At 63.7% G+C, this 22,964-nt stretch carries 18 protein-coding genes; 11 read left to right on the top strand and 7 right to left on the bottom strand.

All coding sequences use genetic code 11. From position 1 onward, the window contains the following. Positions 1-35: 35 nt before the first annotated feature. Positions 36-974, top strand: coding sequence for a tRNA dihydrouridine synthase (locus tag AC07VY_RS13380; protein WP_495098073.1), 939 nt, complete (start codon positions 36-38; stop codon positions 972-974). 36 nt (positions 975-1,010) lie between these two features. On the opposite strand, the gene AC07VY_RS13375 is transcribed toward AC07VY_RS13380, so the two are convergent. Further along, on the bottom strand, positions 1,011-3,878 hold the full coding sequence (locus AC07VY_RS13375; protein ID WP_495097962.1) for a putative bifunctional diguanylate cyclase/phosphodiesterase: 2,868 nt from the start codon (positions 3,876-3,878) through the stop codon (positions 1,011-1,013). A 579-nt stretch (positions 3,879-4,457) separates the two neighbouring features. Here AC07VY_RS13375 and AC07VY_RS13370 point away from each other — a divergent pair. From AC07VY_RS13370 to AC07VY_RS13335, 8 genes are all read left to right on the top strand, one after another. Further along, entirely contained in the window at positions 4,458-4,973 is a 516-nt protein-coding gene (locus tag AC07VY_RS13370) for a chemotaxis protein CheW (RefSeq protein ID WP_495097963.1), read from the top strand. 26 nt (positions 4,974-4,999) lie between these two features. Then, entirely contained in the window at positions 5,000-6,538 is a 1,539-nt protein-coding gene (locus AC07VY_RS13365) for a methyl-accepting chemotaxis protein (RefSeq protein WP_495097964.1), read from the top strand. A 179-nt stretch (positions 6,539-6,717) separates the two neighbouring features. Continuing rightward, positions 6,718-7,200 (top strand): Spy/CpxP family protein refolding chaperone, encoded by a 483-nt coding sequence (locus tag AC07VY_RS13360; protein WP_495075897.1) that lies wholly within the window; start codon positions 6,718-6,720, stop codon positions 7,198-7,200. Positions 7,201-7,351: 151 nt separating this feature from the next. Continuing rightward, positions 7,352-8,023: a response regulator transcription factor gene (locus tag AC07VY_RS13355; protein WP_495075896.1), complete on the top strand. Its 672-nt coding sequence runs from the start codon at positions 7,352-7,354 to the stop codon at positions 8,021-8,023. After that, on the top strand, positions 8,016-9,326 hold the full coding sequence (locus AC07VY_RS13350) for a sensor histidine kinase (protein WP_495097965.1): 1,311 nt from the start codon (positions 8,016-8,018) through the stop codon (positions 9,324-9,326). The genes AC07VY_RS13355 and AC07VY_RS13350 overlap by 8 nt, the downstream gene beginning before the upstream one ends. Positions 9,327-9,438: 112 nt before the next feature. Next, entirely contained in the window at positions 9,439-11,559 is a 2,121-nt protein-coding gene (locus AC07VY_RS13345; protein WP_495097966.1) for a putative bifunctional diguanylate cyclase/phosphodiesterase, read from the top strand. 41 nt (positions 11,560-11,600) lie between these two features. Further along, positions 11,601-11,915, top strand: coding sequence for a c-type cytochrome (locus AC07VY_RS13340; RefSeq protein ID WP_495097967.1), 315 nt, complete (start codon positions 11,601-11,603; stop codon positions 11,913-11,915). Between the two features lie 163 nt (positions 11,916-12,078). Further along, positions 12,079-14,136, top strand: a complete 2,058-nt coding sequence (locus tag AC07VY_RS13335) for a laminin G domain-containing metallophosphoesterase family protein (protein WP_495097968.1) — start codon at positions 12,079-12,081, stop codon at positions 14,134-14,136. Between the two features lie 21 nt (positions 14,137-14,157). Here AC07VY_RS13335 and pip read toward each other — a convergent pair whose 3' ends face one another. The 5 genes from pip to AC07VY_RS13310 form a co-directional block, all read right to left on the bottom strand. Next, positions 14,158-15,126 (bottom strand): prolyl aminopeptidase, encoded by a 969-nt coding sequence (gene pip, locus AC07VY_RS13330; protein WP_495098074.1) that lies wholly within the window; start codon positions 15,124-15,126, stop codon positions 14,158-14,160. A 201-nt stretch (positions 15,127-15,327) separates the two neighbouring features. Then, entirely contained in the window at positions 15,328-15,879 is a 552-nt protein-coding gene (locus tag AC07VY_RS13325) for a YbhB/YbcL family Raf kinase inhibitor-like protein (protein WP_495097969.1), read from the bottom strand. A 139-nt stretch (positions 15,880-16,018) separates the two neighbouring features. Further along, entirely contained in the window at positions 16,019-16,891 is an 873-nt protein-coding gene (locus AC07VY_RS13320) for a helix-turn-helix transcriptional regulator (protein ID WP_495097970.1), read from the bottom strand. Between the two features lie 126 nt (positions 16,892-17,017). Beyond that, entirely contained in the window at positions 17,018-17,521 is a 504-nt protein-coding gene (locus AC07VY_RS13315) for a hemerythrin domain-containing protein (RefSeq protein WP_495097971.1), read from the bottom strand. Positions 17,522-17,618: 97 nt separating this feature from the next. Next, positions 17,619-18,539 carry a LysR family transcriptional regulator gene (locus AC07VY_RS13310; RefSeq protein WP_495075887.1) on the bottom strand — a complete coding sequence of 307 codons (921 nt, stop codon included), beginning with the start codon at positions 18,537-18,539 and terminating at the stop codon, positions 17,619-17,621. Between the two features lie 170 nt (positions 18,540-18,709). Between AC07VY_RS13310 and AC07VY_RS13305 the strand changes: the two genes are divergently transcribed. Both AC07VY_RS13305 and AC07VY_RS13300 read left to right on the top strand, forming a co-directional pair. Beyond that, positions 18,710-20,065: an MFS transporter gene (locus tag AC07VY_RS13305; protein ID WP_495097972.1), complete on the top strand. Its 1,356-nt coding sequence runs from the start codon at positions 18,710-18,712 to the stop codon at positions 20,063-20,065. A 26-nt stretch (positions 20,066-20,091) separates the two neighbouring features. After that, the gene (locus tag AC07VY_RS13300) at positions 20,092-21,384 is read left to right on the top strand and encodes a gallate dioxygenase (RefSeq protein WP_495097973.1); all 1,293 of its coding nucleotides are present in this window, start codon (positions 20,092-20,094) and stop codon (positions 21,382-21,384) included. Here AC07VY_RS13300 and AC07VY_RS13295 read toward each other — a convergent pair. Continuing rightward, entirely contained in the window at positions 21,377-22,963 is a 1,587-nt protein-coding gene (locus tag AC07VY_RS13295; RefSeq protein WP_495097974.1) for an FAD-dependent oxidoreductase, read from the bottom strand. The two genes, AC07VY_RS13300 and AC07VY_RS13295, sit on opposite strands and share 8 nt — an antisense overlap. Between the last annotated feature and the right edge of the window lies 1 nt (position 22,964).

The raw sequence follows: 22,964 nt of genomic DNA, 5'->3' as shown, positions 1-22,964 counted from the left end.
GGAGCCTGGGGGTGAGCCAACTTCTCCTTGCGCCCATGGAGGGGCTGCTTGACTTTGTGTTGCGTGACATCCTGACCCGGGTGGGCGGGGTGGACCGCTGCGTGTCCGAGTTCATCCGCATCACCAGCACGCTGCTGCCCGAGCGGGTGTTTGTGCGCTACGTGCCTGAGTTGCAGAACGGCGGGCGCACGCTGGCCGGCGTGCCGGTGCGCCCGCAGCTGCTGGGCTCCGACCCGGCCTGCCTGGCCGAGAACGCGGCACGCCTGGCCGGCATGGGCACCATGGGGATCGACCTGAATTTTGGCTGCCCGGCCAAGGTGGTGAACCGCCACGGCGGCGGCGCGGCCCTGCTGGACGAGCCCGAGCTGGTGGCCCGTATCGTGGCTGCCGTGCGGCGTGCCGTGCCGGCCGAGCAGCCGGTATCGGCCAAGATGCGCCTGGGCTTCAACGACGACAGCCGGGCCGTGGAATGCGCCCTGGCTATTTGCCAGGCCGGGGCCGACGAACTGGTGGTGCATGCGCGCACCAAGGCCGACGGCTACCGCCCGCCGGCCTACTGGCACCGCATCCAGGACATCCGCGCCGCGGTGCGGATTCCGGTGGTGGCCAATGGCGAGATATGGACCGTGGAAGACGCCCGGCGTTGCCGCGCCGAGTCTGGCTGCGACACGTTGATGCTGGGCCGTGGCATGGTAGCCGACCCGGGCCTGGGCTGGGCCATCCGCGCTGATTCGGGGGCTGGTTCTTACAGCCCGCTGCCACATGTGCCCTGGGCTGATATACGGCCGCAGATCATGGCTTTCTGGCAGCTGGTGTGCAGCCAGTTGGAGCCGCGCCAGCGCGCGGGGCGGCTCAAGCAATGGCTGAACTTTCTGCGCCGCCGCTACCCCGAGGCGGAGCTGGCTTTCATGGCGCTGCGCACCCTGACCGACCAGGCCCAGGTCAGCGCCTGGCTGCAGAAGAATGTGAGTTAAATATGGCTCTGGCGCAGGTATGTCCTGCACAAGGGGCTATGAAAATAGTAGCGGTTTCGCAGGCCGGTGGCCGGCCGTTTCGGCGCAGGCCGATAGCAGTGCGTCCAGCTGCTGGGCGAAGCTGGCCTGCAGCTGCTGCAGCCTGGGCAACTGGGCCTTGGCTTCGGCGCTGGCGCCGGTGATCTGCAGGCGCAGCACTTCCAGGCCGGCGCTGCGCAGCGACTGCAGATGGGTTCCCACGGCTGCAAACTCGCTCTGGTGGCCGTATTCCGCCTGGCCGCGTTGCAGGTACCAGTTGCTGAAGCGTTCCGGGTAGCTGGCGGTTTGCTCGGTGTGGCCTTCGGTCGATGCGATGTCGGCGATCTGTTGCACCCAGGCCTGGTGGTCGTGCGCGGCCAGCAGCAGGGGGAAGTCGGCTGGAGCCCAGGGCATCACGCCCCAGACGCGCCAGGCCTCGGGCGATGTGAAGCGGCTGGCCCAGCCGGCCACGGCCTCGGCCGGCATGGGGCGGGCAATGCCATAGCCCTGGGCCCAGTCGCAGCCCAGTTGCAGCAGCAAAAGGCCGTGGGCGATGGTTTCCACGCCCTCGGCGATCACACCCCGGTCAAAGGCCTTGGCCAGGCCGACGATGGCGTCCACCAGGGTCAGGTCGTCCGGGTCGTCCAGCATGTCGCGCACAAAGGACTGGTCGATCTTCAGGGTATTGGCGGGCAGGCGCTTCAGGTAGGCCAGTGAGGAGTAGCCGGTGCCGAAGTCGTCCAGTGCGAACTGCACGCCCAGCTTCTGGCAAGAGGCCATCACATTGCGCATGTGCTGCACGTCCTCCAGGGCGGCGGATTCCAGAATTTCAAGCTCCAGCATCTGCGGCGAGACCTCGGGCACGCGCGCCAGGATGTTGGCCAGCCGCTCCACAAAGTCGGGCTGCTGGAAATGGCGGGCCGCGATGTTCACGCTGACCACCCAGCGCTGGCCAAGGGCTGCCCAGCGCTGCATTTGCTGCAGGGCGTGCAGCAGCACCCATTCGCCGATGTCGATGATGACGTCGGTGTCCTCCACCAGGGGCAGGAAGTGGTAGGGGCCGAGCAGGCCGTCTTCCGGGTGCTGCCAGCGCAGCAGGGCCTCCATGCCGAAGACCTGGCCGCTGCGCATGTTCACCTTGGGCTGGTAGTGCAGGCGCAGTTCGCCGTCCATCATGGCCTGGCGCACGCGGGTGCGCTGCTGGTGGTGGGTGTGGACTTCCTGGTCGTGCTGGGCGTCAAACACGTGGAAGCGGTTGCGCCCGGTCTGCTTGGCCTGCACCATGGCCTGGTCGGCGTGGCGCAGCAGGATGTCGAGGTTGGTGTCCAGCGGGGCTTCGTCCTGCGGGTAGATGGCGATGCCGATGCTGGAGGTGAGGTTGATGGTGTGGCCGTCCAGCACGTAGGGGGCGGCCAGCAGGGCCTGCACCTTGGCGACCTGTTGCAGCACCTCGGCCTGGTCGTTCTGGTCTTTCAGCAGCAGCACGAACTCGTCACCGCCCAGGCGGGCCAGGCCGTGGTCGTCGCCAGCGTACTGGGTCAGGCGGCTGGCCACGGCCTGCAGCAGGCGGTCGCCGTAGTTGCTGCCGTAGCGCTCGTTGATGGGCTGGAAGTGGTCCAGATCCAGCAGGCAGATGGCCAGCTGTTTGCGGTGGTGGCGGGCCTGCAGAATGGCCAGGCTGAACAGCTCCTGCATGGCCGGCCGGTTGTGCAGGCCGGTCAGCACGTCGTGGCCGATCTGCCAGGAGATTTCCTGGATCAGCTGGCTTTTTTCGCTGACGTCGCGGAACACCAGCACGCAGCCCACCGCACCGCCGTCGGCCTGGCGGATGGGGGCGGCCGTGTATTCGATGGCGCAGCGTTCGCCCGAGGGGTGCAGCAGGATCTGGTTGGTGGCGTGCACCACGGTTTCGGTCAGGTACAGGGGCGGGGCGGCCTCGAAGGCGCTGGTTTCCATGGCGTCGTTCAGCAGCTCGAACACCAGGCTCAGGCTGTTGCCATGGGCCTGTTCGAAGCTCCAGCCCGTGAGTTGCTGCGCCAGGGCGTTGAGGGTTTCGATGCGGCCCTCCATGTCGGTGGTAATGACCGCGTCGCCGATGGATGCCAGTGTTACCTCGGCGCGCTCTTTCTCGTTCATCAGCGCGGTCTGGGCTTGGGTCAGCGAGGCCACCAGGGACTGCACTTCGTTGGCCATATTGTTGAAGGTCAGCGCCAGTGCGCGTGACTCGAACGGGCCGGTGACTTCCATGCGCGCGTTGTGGTCGCCACGTTTGAATCGGTTGGTGGCGCTGACTAGGCGGCGCACCATGCGGTTGTTGGCGCCGGCCACCCAGCCCATCAGCAGCAGTATGGACAGCACGGTCAGGCCGGCGGCCCACAGTTGGGCGCGCAGCTTGGACCAGGCGCTGTTGAGCGAGGGCACGGGACTGATCTGTACCGTCAGTACGCCGGCGCTGGAAGCGCTCTCCGACGGACCCGGCACCTCGAAGTGCGCGGTATATGGCTGGACGGGTACCAGGTGGGTGAACCAGGACGGATAGTTGTCCAGCATGGCGGCCGTGCTGCGCAGGGTAATAGATGGGGCCGGGCTGGCCGGTTGCCAGACCAGACTATCCCAGTCGGGGTTGGCCTGCGACTGGGCGCTGAGCAGGCTTTCCAGCCGGCCCGGCGTGGGGTGGGTGAGCGCATCGGCCAGCGCCGGCACCAGCAGCAGCGGCACCTGGCGCAACGCCAGCTGAAACCGCTCCTGGGCGGCCACGGTTTCGTTCTTGACCAGCAACTGGTAGCGCACCGTACCCGCGATCGCGAACAGCACCAGTATCGGAACAAACATCCGTGTGGTGGTGTTCAACGTCAGCCAGGGACGTATGACTTTGATCTTGGGCATGTGCTGGTGGAGACAAATAATCGGCGTTTGGCTGACTTAGTACGTTGCTCAATCTATGGATGTTACTTTATGTAATTTGTAACAGAAGGGGTGCACTCTTGGACACCATGCGTGGTCCGCATCTTGCCAAAAGCCATCGCGTTTTTGATCAGAAATTTGTAAAGCATGCCAAGCTCAAAAATTGGGCTGCTACTTGTCCATACTGCACTCGCAGCTATGGATTAAATAGCCTGCCTGGTCAATTTCAGGTATTGCTCAGCGCCGATTTGCCCATGGGGGTAGCCATGGAGACCTCAAGAAGCGGTATTTTTATGGTTTACAAAATGCATTTACACCGGCTCCAAAAGAGCCTTAGGCAGCGGTGCTGAGCCACAAGTTTCATTCGAAGCGTTTGAGGCTTGAAGTTATCATATTTGCGTTTTCTTCGCGTTGTTGTGGCGCCTCAAATCCATGAATTTTTTGTGTTACGTGATTAATTGGCAATTATTTGATTAAAAAAACTGATTTTTAAATCATTTATATTAAATTTTGCATTTTTAACTAAAATCAGGTCACCAGTTTTCATTCCCGGGTACTGCCATGACCGCTACGAGTTCGCCATCCGTTTCCAATGCCGCCGTGCAAGCCAGTCCCACGCTGGAATACCTGTCGTTTCGGCTGGGTACGGTGGAGTACGGCATCGACATCCTGAAGGTGCAGGAAATACGCGGCTACGAGCAGCCCACCCGCATCGCCAGCGCGCCGGACCATATCCGGGGTGTGCTGAATTTGCGTGGTGTGATCGTGCCCATCGTGGATCTGCGGTTGCGCCTGGGCCAGGCGGAGGCAGGGTTTGACCGGCTGACCGTCACCATCGTGCTGCACCTGGCGCAGGGTTTGGTTGGCGCTGTGGTGGATGCGGTCAGTGATGTGACCTTGCTCACACCGGAGCAGATCCGGCCGGCGCCGCAATTCGACACCTCTGTGGATGCCGACTACATCACCGGCATTGGTACGCTGGGCGAGGCGGATCGCCCACGCATGCTGGTCTTGCTGGACATTGAGAAACTAATGGCAAACGCTGTTGCGGGAGGTGCTGCCCAAGCGCTAGAGTAACCCTACAAAAAACAAGGGATATTGCCATGAAGAATGTCAAAATTTCTACGCGTCTGGCAGCTGCTTTTTCCCTGATGGTGGGCCTGTTGTTGTTGGTTTCCGCCGCAGGCTTGCTGCAGATGGCCACCATGTGGCGCGGCACCGACGACATCATCACCAACTGGCTGCCCAGTGTCGGGGTGCTGGGGCGGATGAATACCGCCACTTCCGACTTTCGCATCACCGAGTTCCAGCATGTGCTCAATACCGAGGATGCTGCGATGCAGGGTATTGAAAAAAACATGGCCAGGGTACTGGCGGGTTTTGAGCAGAACCGCCAGGCTTATACGAAGATGATCAGCAGCGACGAAGAGCGCAAGCTATATGACAGCTTTTCCGCCGACTGGAAGCGTTACCTGGAGATCCATGAGCAGGTGCTGGCCGCCTCGCGCAAGAATGACAACGATGCCGCCCGCAAGCTGCTGGAGGGCGATTCACAGAAGTACTTTGACAGCTCCAGTGCCGAGCTGGACAAGCTGGTCGAACTGAACTCCAAGGGTGCCACAGACGCCGGTGTGCTGGCCCAGAATGCCTATGGCTCGGCGCGCGCCTCCTTGATCGGCGTGGCCTTGCTGGGTCTGGTGATCGCCATCGCCGCTGCCATGTGGCTGATACGCTCCATCACCCGGCCGTTGACGGTGGCTGTAGACGCCATCCAGCGCGTGGCCGGCGGCGACCTGAGCCGGCGCATCGAATCCCATTCCACCGACGAAACCGGGCTGTTGCTGAGCGCGCTGCAGGGCATGCAGGAAAGCCTGGTGACGGTGGTGTCCCATGTGCGCCAGGGCTCGGACAGCGTGGCCACCGCCAGCGCCGAAATCGCCCAGGGCAATAGCGACCTGTCCGGCCGTACCGAGCAACAGGCCAGCGCACTGGAAGAAACCGCGGCCTCGATGGAGGAGCTGTCCAGCACCGTCAAACACAACGCCGACAATGCGCGCCAGGCCAACCAGCTGGCGGTGAGTGCCTCCAGCGTGGCGGTGCAGGGCGGCGAGGTGGTCAGCCAGGTGGTGGACACCATGAAGGGCATCAACGACAGCTCGAAGAAGATCAGCGACATCATCAGCGTGATCGACGGCATCGCCTTTCAAACGAACATCCTGGCGCTGAACGCCGCCGTGGAGGCCGCCCGTGCCGGCGAACAAGGGCGCGGTTTTGCCGTGGTGGCCAGCGAGGTGCGTAGTCTGGCCCAGCGCAGCGCGACTGCCGCGAAGGAGATCAAGATACTGATCGACAACAGCGTGAGCCAGGTAGACCAGGGCACAAACTTGGTCGCCAAGGCCGGCAGCACCATGACCGAAGTGGTCAATGCCATCCGTCGCGTGACCGACATCATTGGCGAAGTCAGCTCGGCCAGCGGCGAGCAAAGCCAGGGCGTGGCCCAGGTGGGTGAGGCCATCACCCAGATGGACCAGGTCACGCAGCAGAACGCCGCCCTGGTGGAGGAGAGCGCCGCTGCCGCCAGCAGCCTGAATTCCCAGGCCCAACTGCTGTTGCAGAGCGTGGCGGCCTTCAAGCTGGCTTAGTGGGTAAATAGGCCGCTGGCGCAGGTGGAACATGCGCTAGGTGCTCTTTAAAATATAGCGGAACCTATGGGTTGCTTGTTACTGGCGACATAAAACGACACAAACCGATACGGCGCCGAGAAGACCCGCCGGCTACCGCACTGAACCATGGAGGCCTTGATTAACCACGGGGTCACACCATGAAATTTCGCTTCCATAGAAATCTGAAACGCAGCTTGTTTGGCCTGATGGGGGCCGGCATTCTGGCCGGCGGCCTCAGCGCCTGCATGGGCCACCGAGAGCACGGCTTCGGCGGTCCGATGACCGAAGAGCGCAGCGCCGAGATGCGCGGCAAGATGATCGAGAAAGTCGGCAAGAAGCTGGAGCTGAACGATGCGCAGAAGCAGCTGCTGGGCGTGCTCGGCGACAAGCTGCAGGAGCAGCGCAAGGCCTTGATGGCCGGCGGTGATCCGCGTGCCGACATGCTGGACCTGGTCAACGGCGCGAAGTTCAACCGCAGCCGCGCCCAGGCCATGGTGGAGGAAAAGACCAGCGCCCTGCGCAGCAAGAGCCCTGAGGTGATTGCCGCCGCAGCCGACTTTTATGACGCGCTCAACCCGGCACAGCAGCAGCAGGTGCGCGACTTTTTGCAGCGCCGGGGCGGCATGTGGCGCCACGGATGAGCCTGTTGTTCCCCCTTAGGCTGCAGCGCTACGCGTCTTTCGCCAACCCCCCTGAGGTGGGGCAACACCACCAGCAGCCTGGCAAAGCCAGTTCTGCGGTGTTTCTGGGGGGGGGGCGCGTGTTAACTGACGCCTGGGTAGAGAATCCAGCATGCCGAAAATCCTCCTGATCGATGACGACGCCGAACTGGGCGGGCCGCTAGCCCAGTACTTCCAGCGCTTTGGCCTGGAGCTGGTCTGCGCGCTCACGCCCAGCGCCGGGCTGGCACTGCTGCGCCAGGGCGGGCTGGATGCCGCCATCCTGGACGTGATGCTGCCCGAGATGGATGGCTTCGCGCTGTGCCGCACCATCCGCAAGGACAGCGACATCCCCATCATCATGCTGACTGCGCGCGGCGAGGTGATGGACCGGGTGGTCGGCCTGGAGCTGGGTGCCGACGACTACCTGCCCAAGCCCTTTGAGCCGCGCGAACTGGTGGCCCGGCTGCTGACCGTGCTGCGCCGCCAGCGCCAGCCCGATGCGCTGCAGCAGTTGCTATTCGACGGCCTGGCGATCGACCTGGACACCCGCAGCGTGCGGCGCCACGGCCAGGCGGTGGAGCTGACCAGTACCGAATTCGAGTTGCTGGGCCTGCTGGCGCGCGAGCCGGGCAAGGTCTTCAGCCGCGATGACATCCTGAACCGCCTGCGCGGCCATGAGGCCGAGCTGCAGACCCGCGCGGTAGACCTGCTGGTCAGCCGCCTGCGCAAGAAGCTGGAGCCGCTGGACTGCATCAAAACCTGGCGTAACGCCGGCTATTCCCTGGCGGTGGCCCGTGCGTAAGCGACCGGCCCGCTGGCGCAGAGCGCGCCATGCTTTCAAACACTCGCTGCGCTGGCGCTTGGTGGGCTTGTTCCTGGCACTGGCGTTGGCCATGTCGGTCGCCTTTGTGGGCGGCATGCAGCAGGCTTTTTCGGTCGGTTGGCGCGCCGCTGCGCGGCCGCTGCTGGCCGACTATGTGGACCATCTGGTGGCCGACCTGGGCAGTCCGCCCAGCATAGAGCGGGCCCAGGCACTGGTGCAGCGCTTGCCTTTGTCGGTGCGTCTGGACGGCCCGCAAGTGCATTGGGATTCGCATCCCGGCAAGTCCGAACGTAGCAGGGGTCGCAGGCATGGTGACGATGGCGAGCCCGGCCTGCTGTCGCGCACCACCGCCGACGGTACGCGCGTGGTGCTAGGCCTGGGCTTGAGCGGGACGGAGGAGGATTGGCCGCAGTCGCGCCACTTCATCGTATGGGGCACGCTGGGTGTCTTGCTGCTGCTCACCGCTGTGGCTTATGCGGTGGTACGCCGCCTGCTGCGCCCGCTGGACGATATACGTCTGGGTGCGCAGCGCTATGGCTCGGGGAATTTCAGCCAGCCGATACCGCTGCGCCGCCGGGACGAACTAGGTGACTTGGCCCAGCGCATCAATACCATGGCGCAAGACATCCACCAGATGCTGGAGGCCAAACGCGGCCTGCTGCTGGCCATCAGCCACGAGTTGCGTTCACCCCTGACCCGGGCGCGATTGAATACCGAACTGCTGCCCGAAACCGCCGAGCTGCAGCCTCTGCGGGAGCCCCTGCTGCGCGACCTGGCGCTGATGCGCGACCTGGTCAGCGATCTGCTGGAGAGCGAGCGCCTGGCCAGCCCGCATGCGGCCCTGTACCTGGAGCCCACCGATCTGGCCGCGCTGGTGCGGGAGGTGGTGACCGATCCGGCCGTACAGCTGCATTTGCAGCCCGGCTTGCCCGCCTGGCCGCTGGACCGCGCACGCCTGCGCCTGCTGCTGCGCAACCTGGTGCACAACGCCCAATTGCACGGCCAGGCTCCGGTGGAGGTGCATTTGCAGCGCGTGGGGCAGGGCGTGCAGTTGCGCGTGCGCGACCATGGACCCGGCGTGGCCGAGGTGCAGTGGGCCCAACTGGCCGAACCCTTTTACCGGGCCGATGCGGCGCGCCAGCGCGGCACCGGCGGCGTGGGGCTGGGCCTGTACCTGTGCCGGCTGGTGGCGCAGGCCCATGGCGGACAGCTCATTTTGCGACCCGCGCAGCCGGGCCTGGAGGCGGTGCTGGATCTGCCATTGCCGGGCGCAGCGCCTTGACCCACAGTGCCTCCGCATAGGTAGTACGGAGCGCACAAGGGCATTTGCTATCTCGGATAATTCTGGGCCGTATGCGCGCTTTGGCGCACCTCATTTATCCACTAGGGCCGCCATGGATACCCCGTTTATTGACGTCAGCTATGCCCCTTGGGTGGTGGTGGTGTCCTATTTGATCGCCAGTTTTGCGTCCTATGTGGCGCTGGACCTGGCCAAACGTGTACGCGTGCAGGACCGCTTGCTGAGCATAGGCTGGTGGGCTGGTGGTTCGCTGGCCCTGGGCACAGGTATCTGGTCCATGCACTTCGTGGGCATGTTGGCCATGAGCCTGCCGTTTGCCGTGGGCTATGGCTATGTGGTGACGGCGTTGTCCTGGGTGGCGGCGGTGGTGGTATCGGCGATCGCCCTGTATGTGGCCAGCCGCAACCGCCTGACCATGGCGCGCCTGCTGGGCGGCTCTATCACCATGGGCGCTGGCATTTGCGCCATGCACTACACCGGCATGGCGGCCATGGACATGGTGCCCGGCATCCGCTGGTCCACGCCCTGGGTGCTGGCTTCGGTGGCCGTGGCAGTGGGGGCTTCGGCCGTGGCCTTGTTGATCTTTTTCTGGCTGCGCGGCCTGAAGGGTTGGGCCGCCCGGCGCTGGGAACTGGTGGCTGCACTGGTGCTGGGAGCGGGCATCAGCGGCATGCATTACACCGGTATGGCGGCGGCGTCGTTCCCCCTGGGTTCGCTGTGCCGGAGCGCGAACGAGCTGGGCGGTGACGGCCTAGGCCTGCTGGTGTCCGTGGCCACCGTGGTGTTGCTGACCATGACCATGCTGACCTCCGTTATCGACGCGCGCATGCAAAGCAAGACCGAGGTGCTGGCCACCTCCCTGCAAAAAGCCAATACCGAGCTGCAGCAACTGGCCTTCCGTGATGCCCTGACCGGCCTGCCGAACCGGCTGCTGTTCGACGACCGGGTAGCCTTGGCGGTGGAGCGCAGCGTGCGCGACGGCACCTTGCTGGCCGTCCTGTTCGTGGACCTGGATGGCTTCAAACCCGTCAACGATTCCTTCGGCCATGGCTTTGGCGACATGGTGCTGCGCGAAATGGCCCAGCGCCTGGCCCGCGTGGCCCGCACCACGGACACCGTGGCCCGCGTGGGTGGCGACGAGTTCGTGTTGCTGCTGGAGGGCGGGCTGGACACCACCGCCACGGCACAGATCGCCCAGCGCATCATCGACGAGCTGACCCAGCCGGTGACGGGCGGTGAGCACGAGGTGCGCCTGTCCTGCTCCATCGGTATTGCCATGTACCCCTCAGACGGCACGCGCGACCAGCTGATGGCCCATGCCGACGCGGCCATGTACGCTGCCAAGCGCGGCGGTGGCACGGCGTATGCGTTTTTCGAGCCACACATGAATGCCGGCATACGCGAGCAGATCGAGCTGCAGCACGACCTGCGCCGGGCTATGGAGAACGGTGGTGAGCTGGCCCTGCATTACCAGCCCAAGGTGGGCGCGGGCGGCAGTCTCATCACTGGGGTAGAGGCCCTGTTGCGCTGGAACCACCCGGTGCGCGGCATGGTCAGTCCGGCCGTGTTCATTCCCGTGGCGGAGCGTTTTGGCCTGATCAACCGACTGGGCAACTGGGTCATAGAAGAAGGCTGCCAGCAGATGCGCGCCTGGATGGCGCAGGGCCTGCGCATACGCGTGGCCATCAATTTGTCGGTGCACCAGCTGCGACAGGACGATCTGGTGCAGCGCGTGGAGCTGGCCTTGCAACGCTATGCGGTAGACCCGGCGCTGCTGATTTTCGAGATCACCGAGTCCGTGGCCATGGAGGATGCGGAAGGCACGTTCAAGGCTTTTGAAAATCTGGGCCGGATCGGCGTCAAGCTGTCCATCGACGACTTCGGCACCGGCTATTCCAGCCTGTCCTATCTGCGCCGCCTGCATGTTAGCCAGCTGAAGATCGACCAGTCTTTTGTACAGGATCTGGAGAGTAGCTCCGACGCCCGTGCCATTGTTGCGGCCGTGGTGCAGCTGGCCCACGCGCTGGGTCTGAGTGTGGTGGCCGAGGGTGTGGAAACCGTCGCCCAGCGTGATGTGCTGACGGCGCTGAGTTGCGACGAGCTGCAGGGCTACCTGTTTGCTAAGGCCATGCCGGCCAGCATGATGGCCGACTGGGCCGTGAATATTGGCCGGCCTGCCGATCTGACGTTCAAAGAGTCGGCGTATCTGAGCTGAACCGGACCGGCTGTTTCAGTGTTTTCAAAGGGGGGATCAAGATGGAATTGCGTAAACAGTGGCTGCTGGCCGTGGGCATGCTGTTAGGCCCGGTGCTGGCTGTCGCGGCCGATGAGCTGGCGCTGGCCCAGGCAAAGAACTGCCTGGACTGCCATGCGGTCAACCAGGCTGTCGTGGGGCCGGCATTCAAAGACATCGCGGTGCAGTACGCAGGCCAGTCGGGCATGGTGGAAAAGCTGGCCCATACCATCATCCATGGCGGCCCCACCGACCAAATGGACTCCATGCCGGCCAACCCCCAAGTGTCGGAGGCCGAAGCCCGACAACTGGCGGCTTGGATCTTGGGCTTGAAATAGCGCGCGCAGTCCGGAACGGCCAGGCTAGCGTGGGCCGCTCCCATCTTTACTTGCGCATTGGCGGGCAAATCGTCTTGTGTACGGGTTTGTAATATTTTTTTAATTTTCGGTAAATATATTGGGCGCATACAAACCACTGGGTATGCGTTCCATGAAAAGTTTTTTGACGAAGCCTCTTGCACAGCGTGTGTCGGACGCGAGCAGTGCGCTGCAGCGCCGCAATGTGTTGAAGCTGGGTCTGGCGTCCGCCTCGACCCTGGCTGCGGGTGTGTCGCTCAGCGCCTGCGGCGGTGGTGACGGTGATTCGGTCGCCCCGATCTCCAGCTTCGCACTGGCTGTGTTGCCCGACACCCAGTTCTATTCGCGCTACGCGACCTCCTCTGAAAGCAGCCAGTACGAGCGGCACTACGGCAGTGAGCCATATTTCGCGCAAACCAAATGGGTGGCGGACAACGCAAAAAAGCTGAATATCCCGTTTCTGATCCACCTCGGCGACGTGGTGGACCAAGTGGGCAAGCCCGAGCAATGGAAGGTGGCCGATACCGCCATGCAGGTACTGGAGGTAGCCAAGATCCCGTATTCGATCCTGGCGGGTAACCACGATGTGCTGAACGATGTGGACTTTGATGCCAGCCCAACCACCGGCACGGACACCCAGCGTGTACTGGCCAACGAGCCGTATCTGCAGTGGTTTGGTGCCAAGCGCGCCAAGCGCCAAAGTACCTTTGGCGAGCGTGACAGCACCGGCTTCCACGAGTACCACATCTTCACGGCGCAGGAGCAGCAGTTCCTGGTGCTGTCCTTGTCCTGGCGCATTTCCGATGCCGGAATTGCGTGGGCGCGGGGCGTGATTGCGGCCCACCCCAGCTTGCCCGTCATTTTGGTGAACCACCAGTTGTTGAATATTGCACCCGACGCCGTGAGCCCCTTGGAGACCGGCTACGGCAAGATGCTGTGGGAGAAATTGATACGCGACAACGACCAGATTTTCATGACCCTCAACGGCCACCACCACGGGGGCGCGCATCTGACCAAGGCGAACGATTTTGGCAACGCGGTCGAAGAAATGGTGGTGGACTACCAGATGGCCTACCAGGGCGGCAATGGCCTGATGCGCTTGTATGAGTTTGACCTGACCCACAAGCTGATCAAGGTGTTGTCGTTCTCCCCCTGGGTCCCCATGAAGCCTGCGGACACCTTGAATGCTTTCGACCAGGCGGTGTTGACCGCCAGCAACCACAGCTTCGAAATCCCTATGGATTTTGCCAAGCGCTTTTCCCGGTTCAATCTCAACTTTGGGCTTGGCAAGGCCACCGTGGCATCGTCTTTGGTGGACCAGGCGAAAGCCCTGGTGTTGCAGGGTTTTACCGAGCCAGCTGTTGTGCAGCCGGTGGCGCCCCGCGATACGGACGACTACCCCAAGGTCGCTTCCACCGTGGCGCACTGGCGTTTTTTTGGCGGCACCGAAGGCACGGCCGTTGCGCCGGGAACGCAGATCGCCGATGTCACCGGTGCCAACCCGCTCAAGCGCGACCAGCTCAATGCCAGCGTGATTGTGGGCGCGGAAGTGGGTGATGTGGTGTGGAGCAGTGACCACCACCATTTGTCTGCAGCTCCCGGGTCGGTGGCGTTTATCAACACCAATAAAAACACGCCACGCATGAGCTATTTCCTGACCGACGCCACGGCCGCCATCAATGCGCAAACCTTCACCAGCTCGGGTTATACGGTGGAAGCCTTTATCAAGATCGATAAGGCATGGGACAAGGCCAAGCATGCCTGGATGAACATCATGACCCGCGATGGCAAGCGTGGCGATTTGTCTGGCTTCGACGGTGGCGATCCAGAGTCGCCCCCCATGCTCTTCGCCATCTCCAGCCTGCGTGAGGTTCAGTGGGAAGTGGTGCCCGACACCACCGGTCCGCGCGAGGGCATGGCCAGCTGGTCGGGCGAGATCATTGCGGATACCTGGGTGCATATCGCCATCGTCAACGACCCCGCCACGCATGACACGGTGATGTATGTGGAAGGCGCCCCCGTGCTGCGCAACACCAGCAATGTGCCCGGATTGGCCACTTTGTCCGCCACCTCTCCCTGGGTGGTGGGGGCGGGCTCCTGGGACGGCGATCGCGCGGATGGATTCTTCGGCAACATCGGCGAAGTGCGCGTGGTGGCCGAAGCCCTGCCGTCCACCCAATGGCTTACGGCACGCCGTAGCTGAACGGTGGCGGGCGCTGCAGCCCTATAGCGTGCCGGTCCGCTTGAAGTGCTCGGTGGCCGCGACAAGTGCGCTGGCGATGCCGGGTTCAAACGCCGCATGGCCTGCGTCTTCCACCATCGTGAAGCTGGCTTCGGGCCAGGCGGCGTGCAGCGCCTTGGCTGAGCGCGGCGGGCAGACCACGTCGTAGCGGCCCTGGATGATGGTGGCTGGCAGATGGCGGATGCGGCCCACGTCGCGCACCAGCTGGTTCTCGTCCAGAAAGGCCGCGTTGCGCATGTAGTGTGCCTCCAGGCGGCCCACGCCCAGGGCGACCGAGTCGGAGCCAAAGGTATCGGCCACCTCCGGGTGCGGCAGCAGGTGCAGGCAACTGCCTTCATAGCGGCTCCAGGTGCGGGCTGCGGCCAGGCTTTCAGCCGGGTCATCGCTGAACAGGCGCTGCACGTAGGCCTTGAGTAAATCTCCGCGCTCGGCCTCGGGGATATGGCCGGCAAACTGCGCATGCGCCTCGGGGAAGAACCAGCGTATGCCGTTCAAAAACCAGTCCACCTCGGCCCGGGTGCAAAGAAAGATACCGCGCAGCACAAAGCCGCTGCAGCGCTCGGGGTGGGTTTCGCCATAGGCCAGCGCCAGGGTGGAGCCCCAAGAGCCGCCGAACACCAGCCACTTGCCAATGCCCAGCATCTCGCGCAACTGCTCGATGTCCTGCACCAGCAGCTGGGTGGTGTTGTTGCGGACCTCGCCCAGCGGCGTGGACTGGCCCGCGCCGCGCTGGTCGAACAGCACGATGCGGTAGTACGCGGGGTCGAAGAATTGCCGGTGCTTGGGCGATATGCCCGAGCCCGGCCCGCCGTGCAGAAACAGCACCGGCACGCCGTCCGGGTTGCCACATTCCTCCCAGTACAGGGTATGGATATCGTCCACCGCCAGCGTGCCGCTGCGGTAGGGTTCTAGAGGAGGGTAAACCGGAACGGCGATGTGCGCGTCTGCCATGGTGCTGCCTTTGCGGGGGGTCAAGCGATGACACCATTGTGCAGGCACCGGCGGCGTTCCGCGTAGCCTCAGATCGGCGGATTACCCGTCGGTGACTGCTGCAATCAAAGATCGAGGTTTGGCTGCAGGCCCAAAACGCCCTGCAGCAAACCGTCGATTGGAATTGAATCGGCAGAACGCAGGGAATGATCCAGGGTGTCCCTAGCGGCCAAACCTTGCCGTGATACTGGCGGTAGCCAGCTTGTTTGCATTCAACATATAGCCAATCAAGGCCGCTGATGCGTCTGCGGGTAGTTCCAGTTTGTCCACCTTCAGTGCAAACACGGTAAAGATGTAGCGATGCGGCTTGTCCCCTTGGGGTGGGCAAGCGCCGCCAAAGTCGTTGCTGCCGAAGTCATTGCGCCCTTGCTTGGCGCCACCAGGCAAGGCACCTGGTTTGCCTGCACCTGCTGGCAAACTGCGCAGGCTCGCGGGCAGATCGTATGCGCTCCAATGCCACCAGCCGCTGCCCGTGGGGGCATCTGGGTCGTAGGCGGTGATGGCGAAGCTTTTGGTGCCTGCAGGCACATCGCTCCAGTTCAGGGCGGGCGATACATTGCCGCCGCTGCATCCAAAGCCTTGGTACACCTGGGCACTGTCCAGTGTTTTTTCGTTGGCGATGTCTGTACTGTTCAGCTCCAGAGCATGTACGCTTAAAGACACGCCTGCGCTCAAACCCAACGCGCAGAGCAAGGGAATAAAAGATTTCTTCATGAAGAGTTCCTGGTAGAAAAACCGAGATCTGAATCGCCGATCTCGCAAGCCGACACAGGCAACAGTGATATGCCGTGTGTTGGAGTTGATGTTCCACGAGTTCGCCAACGCCAGGCGCTCAAAGAAATGCGTGAAACGCTCAGGTATTGGATACCGCGCTGGGTTCGACTCCAAACTGGGCCATGAAACTGCGGCTAAAACTAGCCACCGACAGATAGCCGCAAGCCAAAGCGACGGACTTGAGCGGGCGACGGCTGGACTGCAACAAAGCCAGGCCGTGCAGCAAACGGGTTTCTCGCAAAATGTGCCGCAACGAGGTCGCTTCTTGTGCCAAGCGTCTGCGCAAGGTGGCGCCACTCATATGCAAGGCAAGCTCAAAGTCGCCCGAGGTCCAGTTGCGCTCTGGCGCCGCAGCCACCAGCAAGCGAATGCGCGCCACCACCGATGGGTCTTGGGCATACAAAAACGGGTCATGGCCTGCTCGAACCAAAGCCAGCAGCAAGCCAAGCAAGGCATGGTCGCGTTGCGCGGCGTCGGGCGCCCAACCCGCAGGAGACATGGCGGTCAAATAGGCCCGTACGCCAGGCAATAGAGCTGTCAAATCCCCGCAACTGAAGGGTTTGGCCAGCGCCGCCGCCGGCGCAGTGGCACTGTGCGCGCCCACCAAGGAACGCGCCAGTGTTACCACTCGCCATGGGAACGGCACTGCCCAAGCCCGGTAGGCATCCGTGGTACCCGGCGGGGGTATGTTTTCAACCCCCATGCTGCAAGCATGGTGCAGCATGACAAACTCACCGCACGCCACCTCGGCCTGCTTGCCATCGACCTCCAAGCGTTTCAGTCCGGCCAAGGGCACCATTAGCAGGGGGGTGTCGACTTGAACGGCGTGTAATCGGTAAGCCCGCTGGGCCAGGATGGTGACGTGCTCCGCGCCCGATTGCAATCCGGCCTCCAACCAGGCGGGCAGGGTGGGTGGCGGGGGTAAAGCCGCGCTGGTGATTGGCGCAACCAAGCGACCGTTTTGCTGAAGCGAAGTATCTTTTGCGCGCGGAGAATCCGTGATCGTCTGCGGTTCCGACATAGTTAGGTTACCGAGGGTGGGTGTTCACCTCGAACCATAACATGATGGGCATGGTTACTAGGCTGCGCTGGTCTCGGCCTGGCGCGTCATGTCCGAGCAGCTGGCTCCGCCGCAGCCGTGGATCGGGGCCTCGGGCAGGGCCTGTGGCATGGCGACCTGGCCGGTGGACGGGTCGTAGCCTATGCCGCGCAAATGCAGGGCCAGCGCCGCGTCCATCGACTGGGCGTGGGCAGGGAACCAGGCGGCCAGCTCGCGGGCCATGTCGCGCACCACGTCCAGCTTGCCGTCATGCCCGTTGCGCAGGCCTTCGCGCATCACCTGCAACACCACTTTGTGCTGCAGGCTGTGGCAGTTGGAAGATGAAAACCCGGTGTCACGCATCCACGCGTCCTCCTGGCCGAAATGCGCTTCGGTGTGCGTGATCAACTCGGCCCAGTGCCGGACCACGCTGTCGTTCGGCGCGGTTTCCACCAGTGCTAAGAGGTCTACAAATTCGTGGTGGGTGTGGTCCATTTCCGCCAGGTCCAAGACCAGTGCGTCGCTCCATTCCAGCTGTGCCATGTTCAGAATCCTTTCAAGCTGCCGCAGCTTAGGTGGATTGGCGGAGCTTGTATTTGATCCAGGTCATGGGGGCGGGCTGCCTGCAGCCGATTCAGCCCTAAGGCAGCAGAGTGCCCGCACTTTGGCGTGACAACTGGTGCGCCGCTCTGTGCAGGTGGGCAATGCAGTGGCGTATGGCGGGCGACAGCACCGAGTCGCTACGCACAATGGCGCCCACGGTGAGCGGAAAACCGCCCTCTGCCAGCGGCACCAGGCTCAGGAATGGTGCGGCCATGGGGTGGGTGGCGATCTGCTGCGGCATCAGTCCCACGAAGTCGCCGGTGGCCACCAGCGACAACAGGGCCAGAGTGGAGTTCACGATGGCGCCTACCGGCGGTGCGGGCAGGCCATTGCTTTCAAACAGCAGCTTGGCGTAACCGGTGTCGTTGGAGGCGCCGGTGTACACCCATTTGGCACCCATCAGCTGCTGCAGCGAGGTCGCGCTCGCCAGGGGGCTGCCCTTGCGCACCACCACCACCATGCTGGTTTGCAGCAGGGGTTCCACCACGAATTCACCCGATGACAACCCGGTGGGAATGCCGCCCACGGCGATGTCCACATGGCCGTTACGTAGGCGCTGCATCTGCGCCTGGTACAGCTCTTCGCTGACGCGCAGCTGGATCTCGGGGAACTCGCGGCCAAAGGTGCGCAGGGTTTCAGGAATCAGCAGCATCACCGCCAGTGGCACTGCGCCTATATGCAGCGAACCAACCATCTTGCCGCCCAGCTGGTTGATTTCATCCACCGCCGTGCCCAGCTCCTTGCAGACCGCCAGAGCCCGCTGGTACAGCACCGTGCCCTGGGCCGTGGGCAGCACGCCTTTGGAGGTGCGCACCAGCAGCGTGGTGGCCAGCTCTAGCTCCAGCTCGCGGACCATCTTGGTCAGGGCGGGTTGCGATATCTGCATGCGTCTGGCGCCGCTGCGCAGGCTGCCTTCTTCGATGGTGGCGATCAGGGCCCGTAGCGTCGTGAGTTTCATGGCCCGGATGGTAACGACTCGCGGCCTATTGGCAAAACGCGATAGCCAGCGGTTATCGCGGTGTGTTTTGTGGCATCTGTGCGGAAGTCAGCGGCCTGCCCAGAATGCGGTCCTTGCAAATCTGGCTCCAGCGCCAGCTCTCAAAAATTACAACGGAGACTTTTTTCGCCATGCAGCTTGCCCCTACCCTGAACGTCCGGGAATTCATCAACAGCAGACCCCTCTCACGCAACCAGTGGTGGCTGGTGGTGCTGTGCTTTTTGATCGTCGCCGTGGATGGCATGGACGTGGCCATCATGGGCTTCATCGCCCCGTCCATCCTGGCCGAATGGCATATCTCGCGCCCCGCTTTCGGCATCGTGATGGGGGCGGCCCCGATTGGCTTGGCGCTGGGCGCCCTGTTCGCCGGTTCGTCGTCGGACTGGTTTGGCCGCCGCAAGGTGCTGCTGTTGTCGGTGCTGGGCTTTGGCCTGTGCACCTTGTTTACCGCATTCGCACACAACCCCACCGAAATGGCCTTGCTGCGCCTGCTGACCGGCCTGGGCCTGGGCGCGGCCATGCCCAATGCCACTACGCTGCTGTCTGAATATGTGCCAGAGCGCCGGCGTGCCTTTCTGGTGGCCATCATGTTCACCGGCTTCAACCTGGGTTCGGCCATGGTGGGCTTTGCGGCCGCGGCGCTGATACCGGCGTTTGGCTGGCAGTCTGTGCTGGTGATGGGCGGTGCCTTGCCCTTGTTGCTGTTGCCCATGCTGTTCTTCTTCTTGCCCGAGTCGGCGCGCTTCATGGTGACCCGTGGCTACACCGCGGCGCAAATCAGCAAGGTGCTGGCCAAGGTCAGCCAGAGCCCTTTGCAGGGCGTGCGGGAGTTCATCTCCGGCGAAGCCGCCGTGGGTGCGCGCCAGCCCATCGCCGTGCTGTTCCATGAAGGCTTTCGCCTGCGCACCATCACCCTGTGGGTGACCTATTTCATGGGCCTGCTGGTGATCTACCTGACCACCAGCTGGTTGCCCACCATGATGAAAGACGCCGGCATGTCGGTGGACCGCGCCGCCAATGTGACGGCCATGTTCCAGCTGGGCGGCACCGTGGGCGCGCTGCTGGTCGGCTGGCTGATGGACCGCATGAATCCGAATAAAGTTATCGCCGGTGCCTACATCCTGGGGGCTGTGGCCCTGGTCGTGATGGGACTGAACGGTCTGATGTCCGCCTCCATCGTCGCTTTGGTGGTGGCTGTGGGCTTCTGCCTGAGCGGTGCGCAGACCGGGCTGAACGGTTTTGCCCCTGGTTGCTACCCCACCATGGCCCGCGCCACCGGCGTGAGCTGGATGCTGGGCGTGGGCCGCCTGGGCAGCATCATGGGCTCATCCATTGGCGGCCTGTTGCTCAGCCTGGGCTGGGGCTTTGAAGGCATCTTCACCGTGCTGGCCGTACCTGCGGTGCTGGCCGGTCTGGCGATTTTGCTGAACCGCCGCGGTATTGTGAACACCCCGACGATTCCCTACGCATCACAGAAAGCGCACTGAGCGCTTCGCTTATTAGAAAGAAAACCATGGCCACCATCATTGGCGGTATCGCCGCATCCCACACGCCAACGATTGGCTTCGCTTTCGACCGCAACAAGCAGGATGACCCGGTCTGGGCGCCCATCTTCGAGGCCTTTGCCCCGGTGCAGGCCTGGCTGCAGGACAAAAAGCCCGACGTGCTACTGTTCATCTACAACGACCACATCACCTCCTTCTTCTTCGACCACTACTCGGCCTTTGCCTTGGGCGTGGGACCCGAGTGGAAGGTGGCCGACGAGGGCGGCGGCGCGCGCGACCTGCCCACGGTGCCAGGCCACCCGGCGCTGGCCGCGCACATCGGCCAGTCGCTGGTGGCGGATGAGTTCGATATGTCATTCTTCCAGGACAAGCCGCTGGACCACGGCTGCTTTTCGCCCCTGTCCATGCTGTGCCCGCACGAGCCCGCCTGGCCGGTGCAGGTGGTGCCCTTGCAGATGGGCGTGCTGCAGTTTCCCGTACCCAGCGCACGCCGCTGCTACAAGCTGGGCCAGGCACTGCGCCGCGCCATCGAGAGCTACCCCGAAGACCTGCGCGTGGCCATCGTGGCCACCGGTGGCCTGTCACACCAGGTGCACGGTGAGCGCGCCGGTTTCAACAACCCGGCCTGGGACGCCCGCTTTCTGGAGATGTTTGAAAACGACCCCCAGCGCCTGACGGAGATGACCCAGGCCGAATACGCCGAGCTGGGTGGGCTGGAGGGCGCCGAGGTCATCATGTGGCTGACCATGCGCGGCGCCCTGTCCAGCCAGGTGCGCAAGCTGCACCAGAGCTACTACCTGCCGTCCATGACCGGCATCGCCACCGCCATCTATGAAAACCTGGCCGCACCCGCCCAAGCCGGCGAGATTGCCCGCCACCAGGCGCATATGGCGCGCCAACTGGACGGTGCCCAGTCGCTCAGGGGCACGTACCCTTTCGACTTGAAGCGCAGCGCACAGGCCTACCGCTTGAACCGCTATCTGCACGCCATGGTGCAGCCCGCGCACCGCACCGCCTTCCTAGTCGACCCCGAGGCCAGCTTTGCCGCCGCCGACTTATCCGAGCAGGAGTGCAGCCTGCTGCGCGCCCGCGACTGGCGCGGCCTGCTGCACTACGGCGCGATCTTCTTCGTGCTGGAAAAGCTGGGCGCGGTGCTGGGCGTGTCGAACCTGCACATCTACGCTGCCATGCGCGGCGAAACGCTGGAGCAGTTCCAACAGACCCGCAATGCACCCGGTGCGCTGTACTCGGTGGCGGGCGGCAGCGGTGCCACCCATTTCGACCCCAAGAAGCCTAGCTGAGCGCGCCTGCCAGCCCCGCCAGATGGCCCTGGGTGAAGGCTTCTTCGAACACCGAGTAGCCCGCCCAGTCGCTGTGCGCGAAGGTAATACGCTCTGTTTTTTGTAGCTGCTCGCGCAGGTTAAACGTGCGCTGCAGGACGATTTGGCTTGAAAGTGCGGGCGTGGGTATGGCCATCGCGTGGCCGTAGCGGGTAATGTCGATGCGCTTGGTTTTGCCTCGGATGTCCGGGTGGGCTGCAGCCAGCTCGGCCAGGATCTCGTCGCGCCACTGTGCCCAGGGCTTTTGCAGCAGCATGCGCCGTCCGTCCGGCACATCGCCCAGTGCGCGGTAGTAGCTCAGCACTGTGGCGCCGGGCACCGGCTGCAGGCTTTGGTGCATCGCGTCCACATAGCCCAGGCCGGGTGCCTGGTACAGCACGTTGTCCCAGCTGGGCGCAGGGCCGGGGCGGTCGTACAGCGGCGCCTTGATGTGGATGTTCGCCACCAGCCAGGGCGCGTAGGTGGTAGCAGCGGCGGCTTGGCGCAGGAAGTCCGGCGGGTTCTGCAGCACGCGTGCGGCAATGAACACCGGCAGCGCCACGATGGCGCGGCGTGCTTGCCAGCGCTCCAGTGCGTGGGTGGCTGTGTTGTAGGCATCCACCTCCACACCCTGCTTGGTCGCAGCGATGCGCACTACCACCTGGCCGGTGTGCAAGCGCTCACCTAAAGGCGCGGCCAGGCGACGGGTCAGCCAGGCATTGCCTTCGGGCCAGGTCAGTACGCTGTCACGTTCGCCGCTGTCCGAACCCGGCGCGTGGAAGCCGTGGCGGCTGGCGAAGTAGTGGATGCCGGCCCAGGCTGAAACGGTAGCGGCACCCGCACCAAAGTCGTCGCGGCAGCAGTAGTCCAGGTACCAGCGCAGATAGCTGTCGTTCAGGCCGTTCTGCTCCAACCATGCTGCGAAAGTGATAGCTGCCAGCGCACGTTGTACCTGCGCCAGCGGCCTATTTGACATGGGAATGGTCCAGTGTGCCTGTGCACGCAGCTGCTCCACCAGCGCGGCCATCTTCTGGTACTGGGCCAGCGTGTCGGCACCCACGCCGGCCACCGGCAGCAGGCCGTCCTGCCAGGCGCCGTGCAGATACAGCCGCTCTTGCGGGCTGTGGCACAGATGGCGTTCCTCGTATTCCCAGCGACCCGCCACACGCTTGCGCAGGCCCAGCTCTTCCAGCAGGTCCTGCACATCGGGTGCATCGTCGCCGGGCACGGGCAGGTAGTGCGCGCCCAGCGGGCAGGCGATACCGTCTACCGCGCCGCCCCGGCTGTTGCCGCCGGCGCTGTCCTCCAGCTCCAGCAGGGCGAAGTCTTCAACACCCTTCAAGCGCAAGGCCCGCGCCGCCGCCAGCCCGGCCACGCCACCGCCGGCGATCAGCACATGGGTGCGGCGGGTGATGCTGGGCGCGGGGTAGCTGCTGGTGTCGCGCAGCAGATGGCCGCGCTCGAAGTTGATACCCGTGAAGCCGCCCGTGATCTCGGATGGGCTTTGGCAAGCCAGCAGGGGCAGGGTGCTGGCGGTGGCGAGAAACTGGCGGCGGTGCATG

The sequence above is a fragment of the Rhodoferax sp. GW821-FHT02C08 genome, from assembly GCF_059421805.1.
This window is presented reverse-complemented; position numbering and strand designations above follow the sequence as displayed.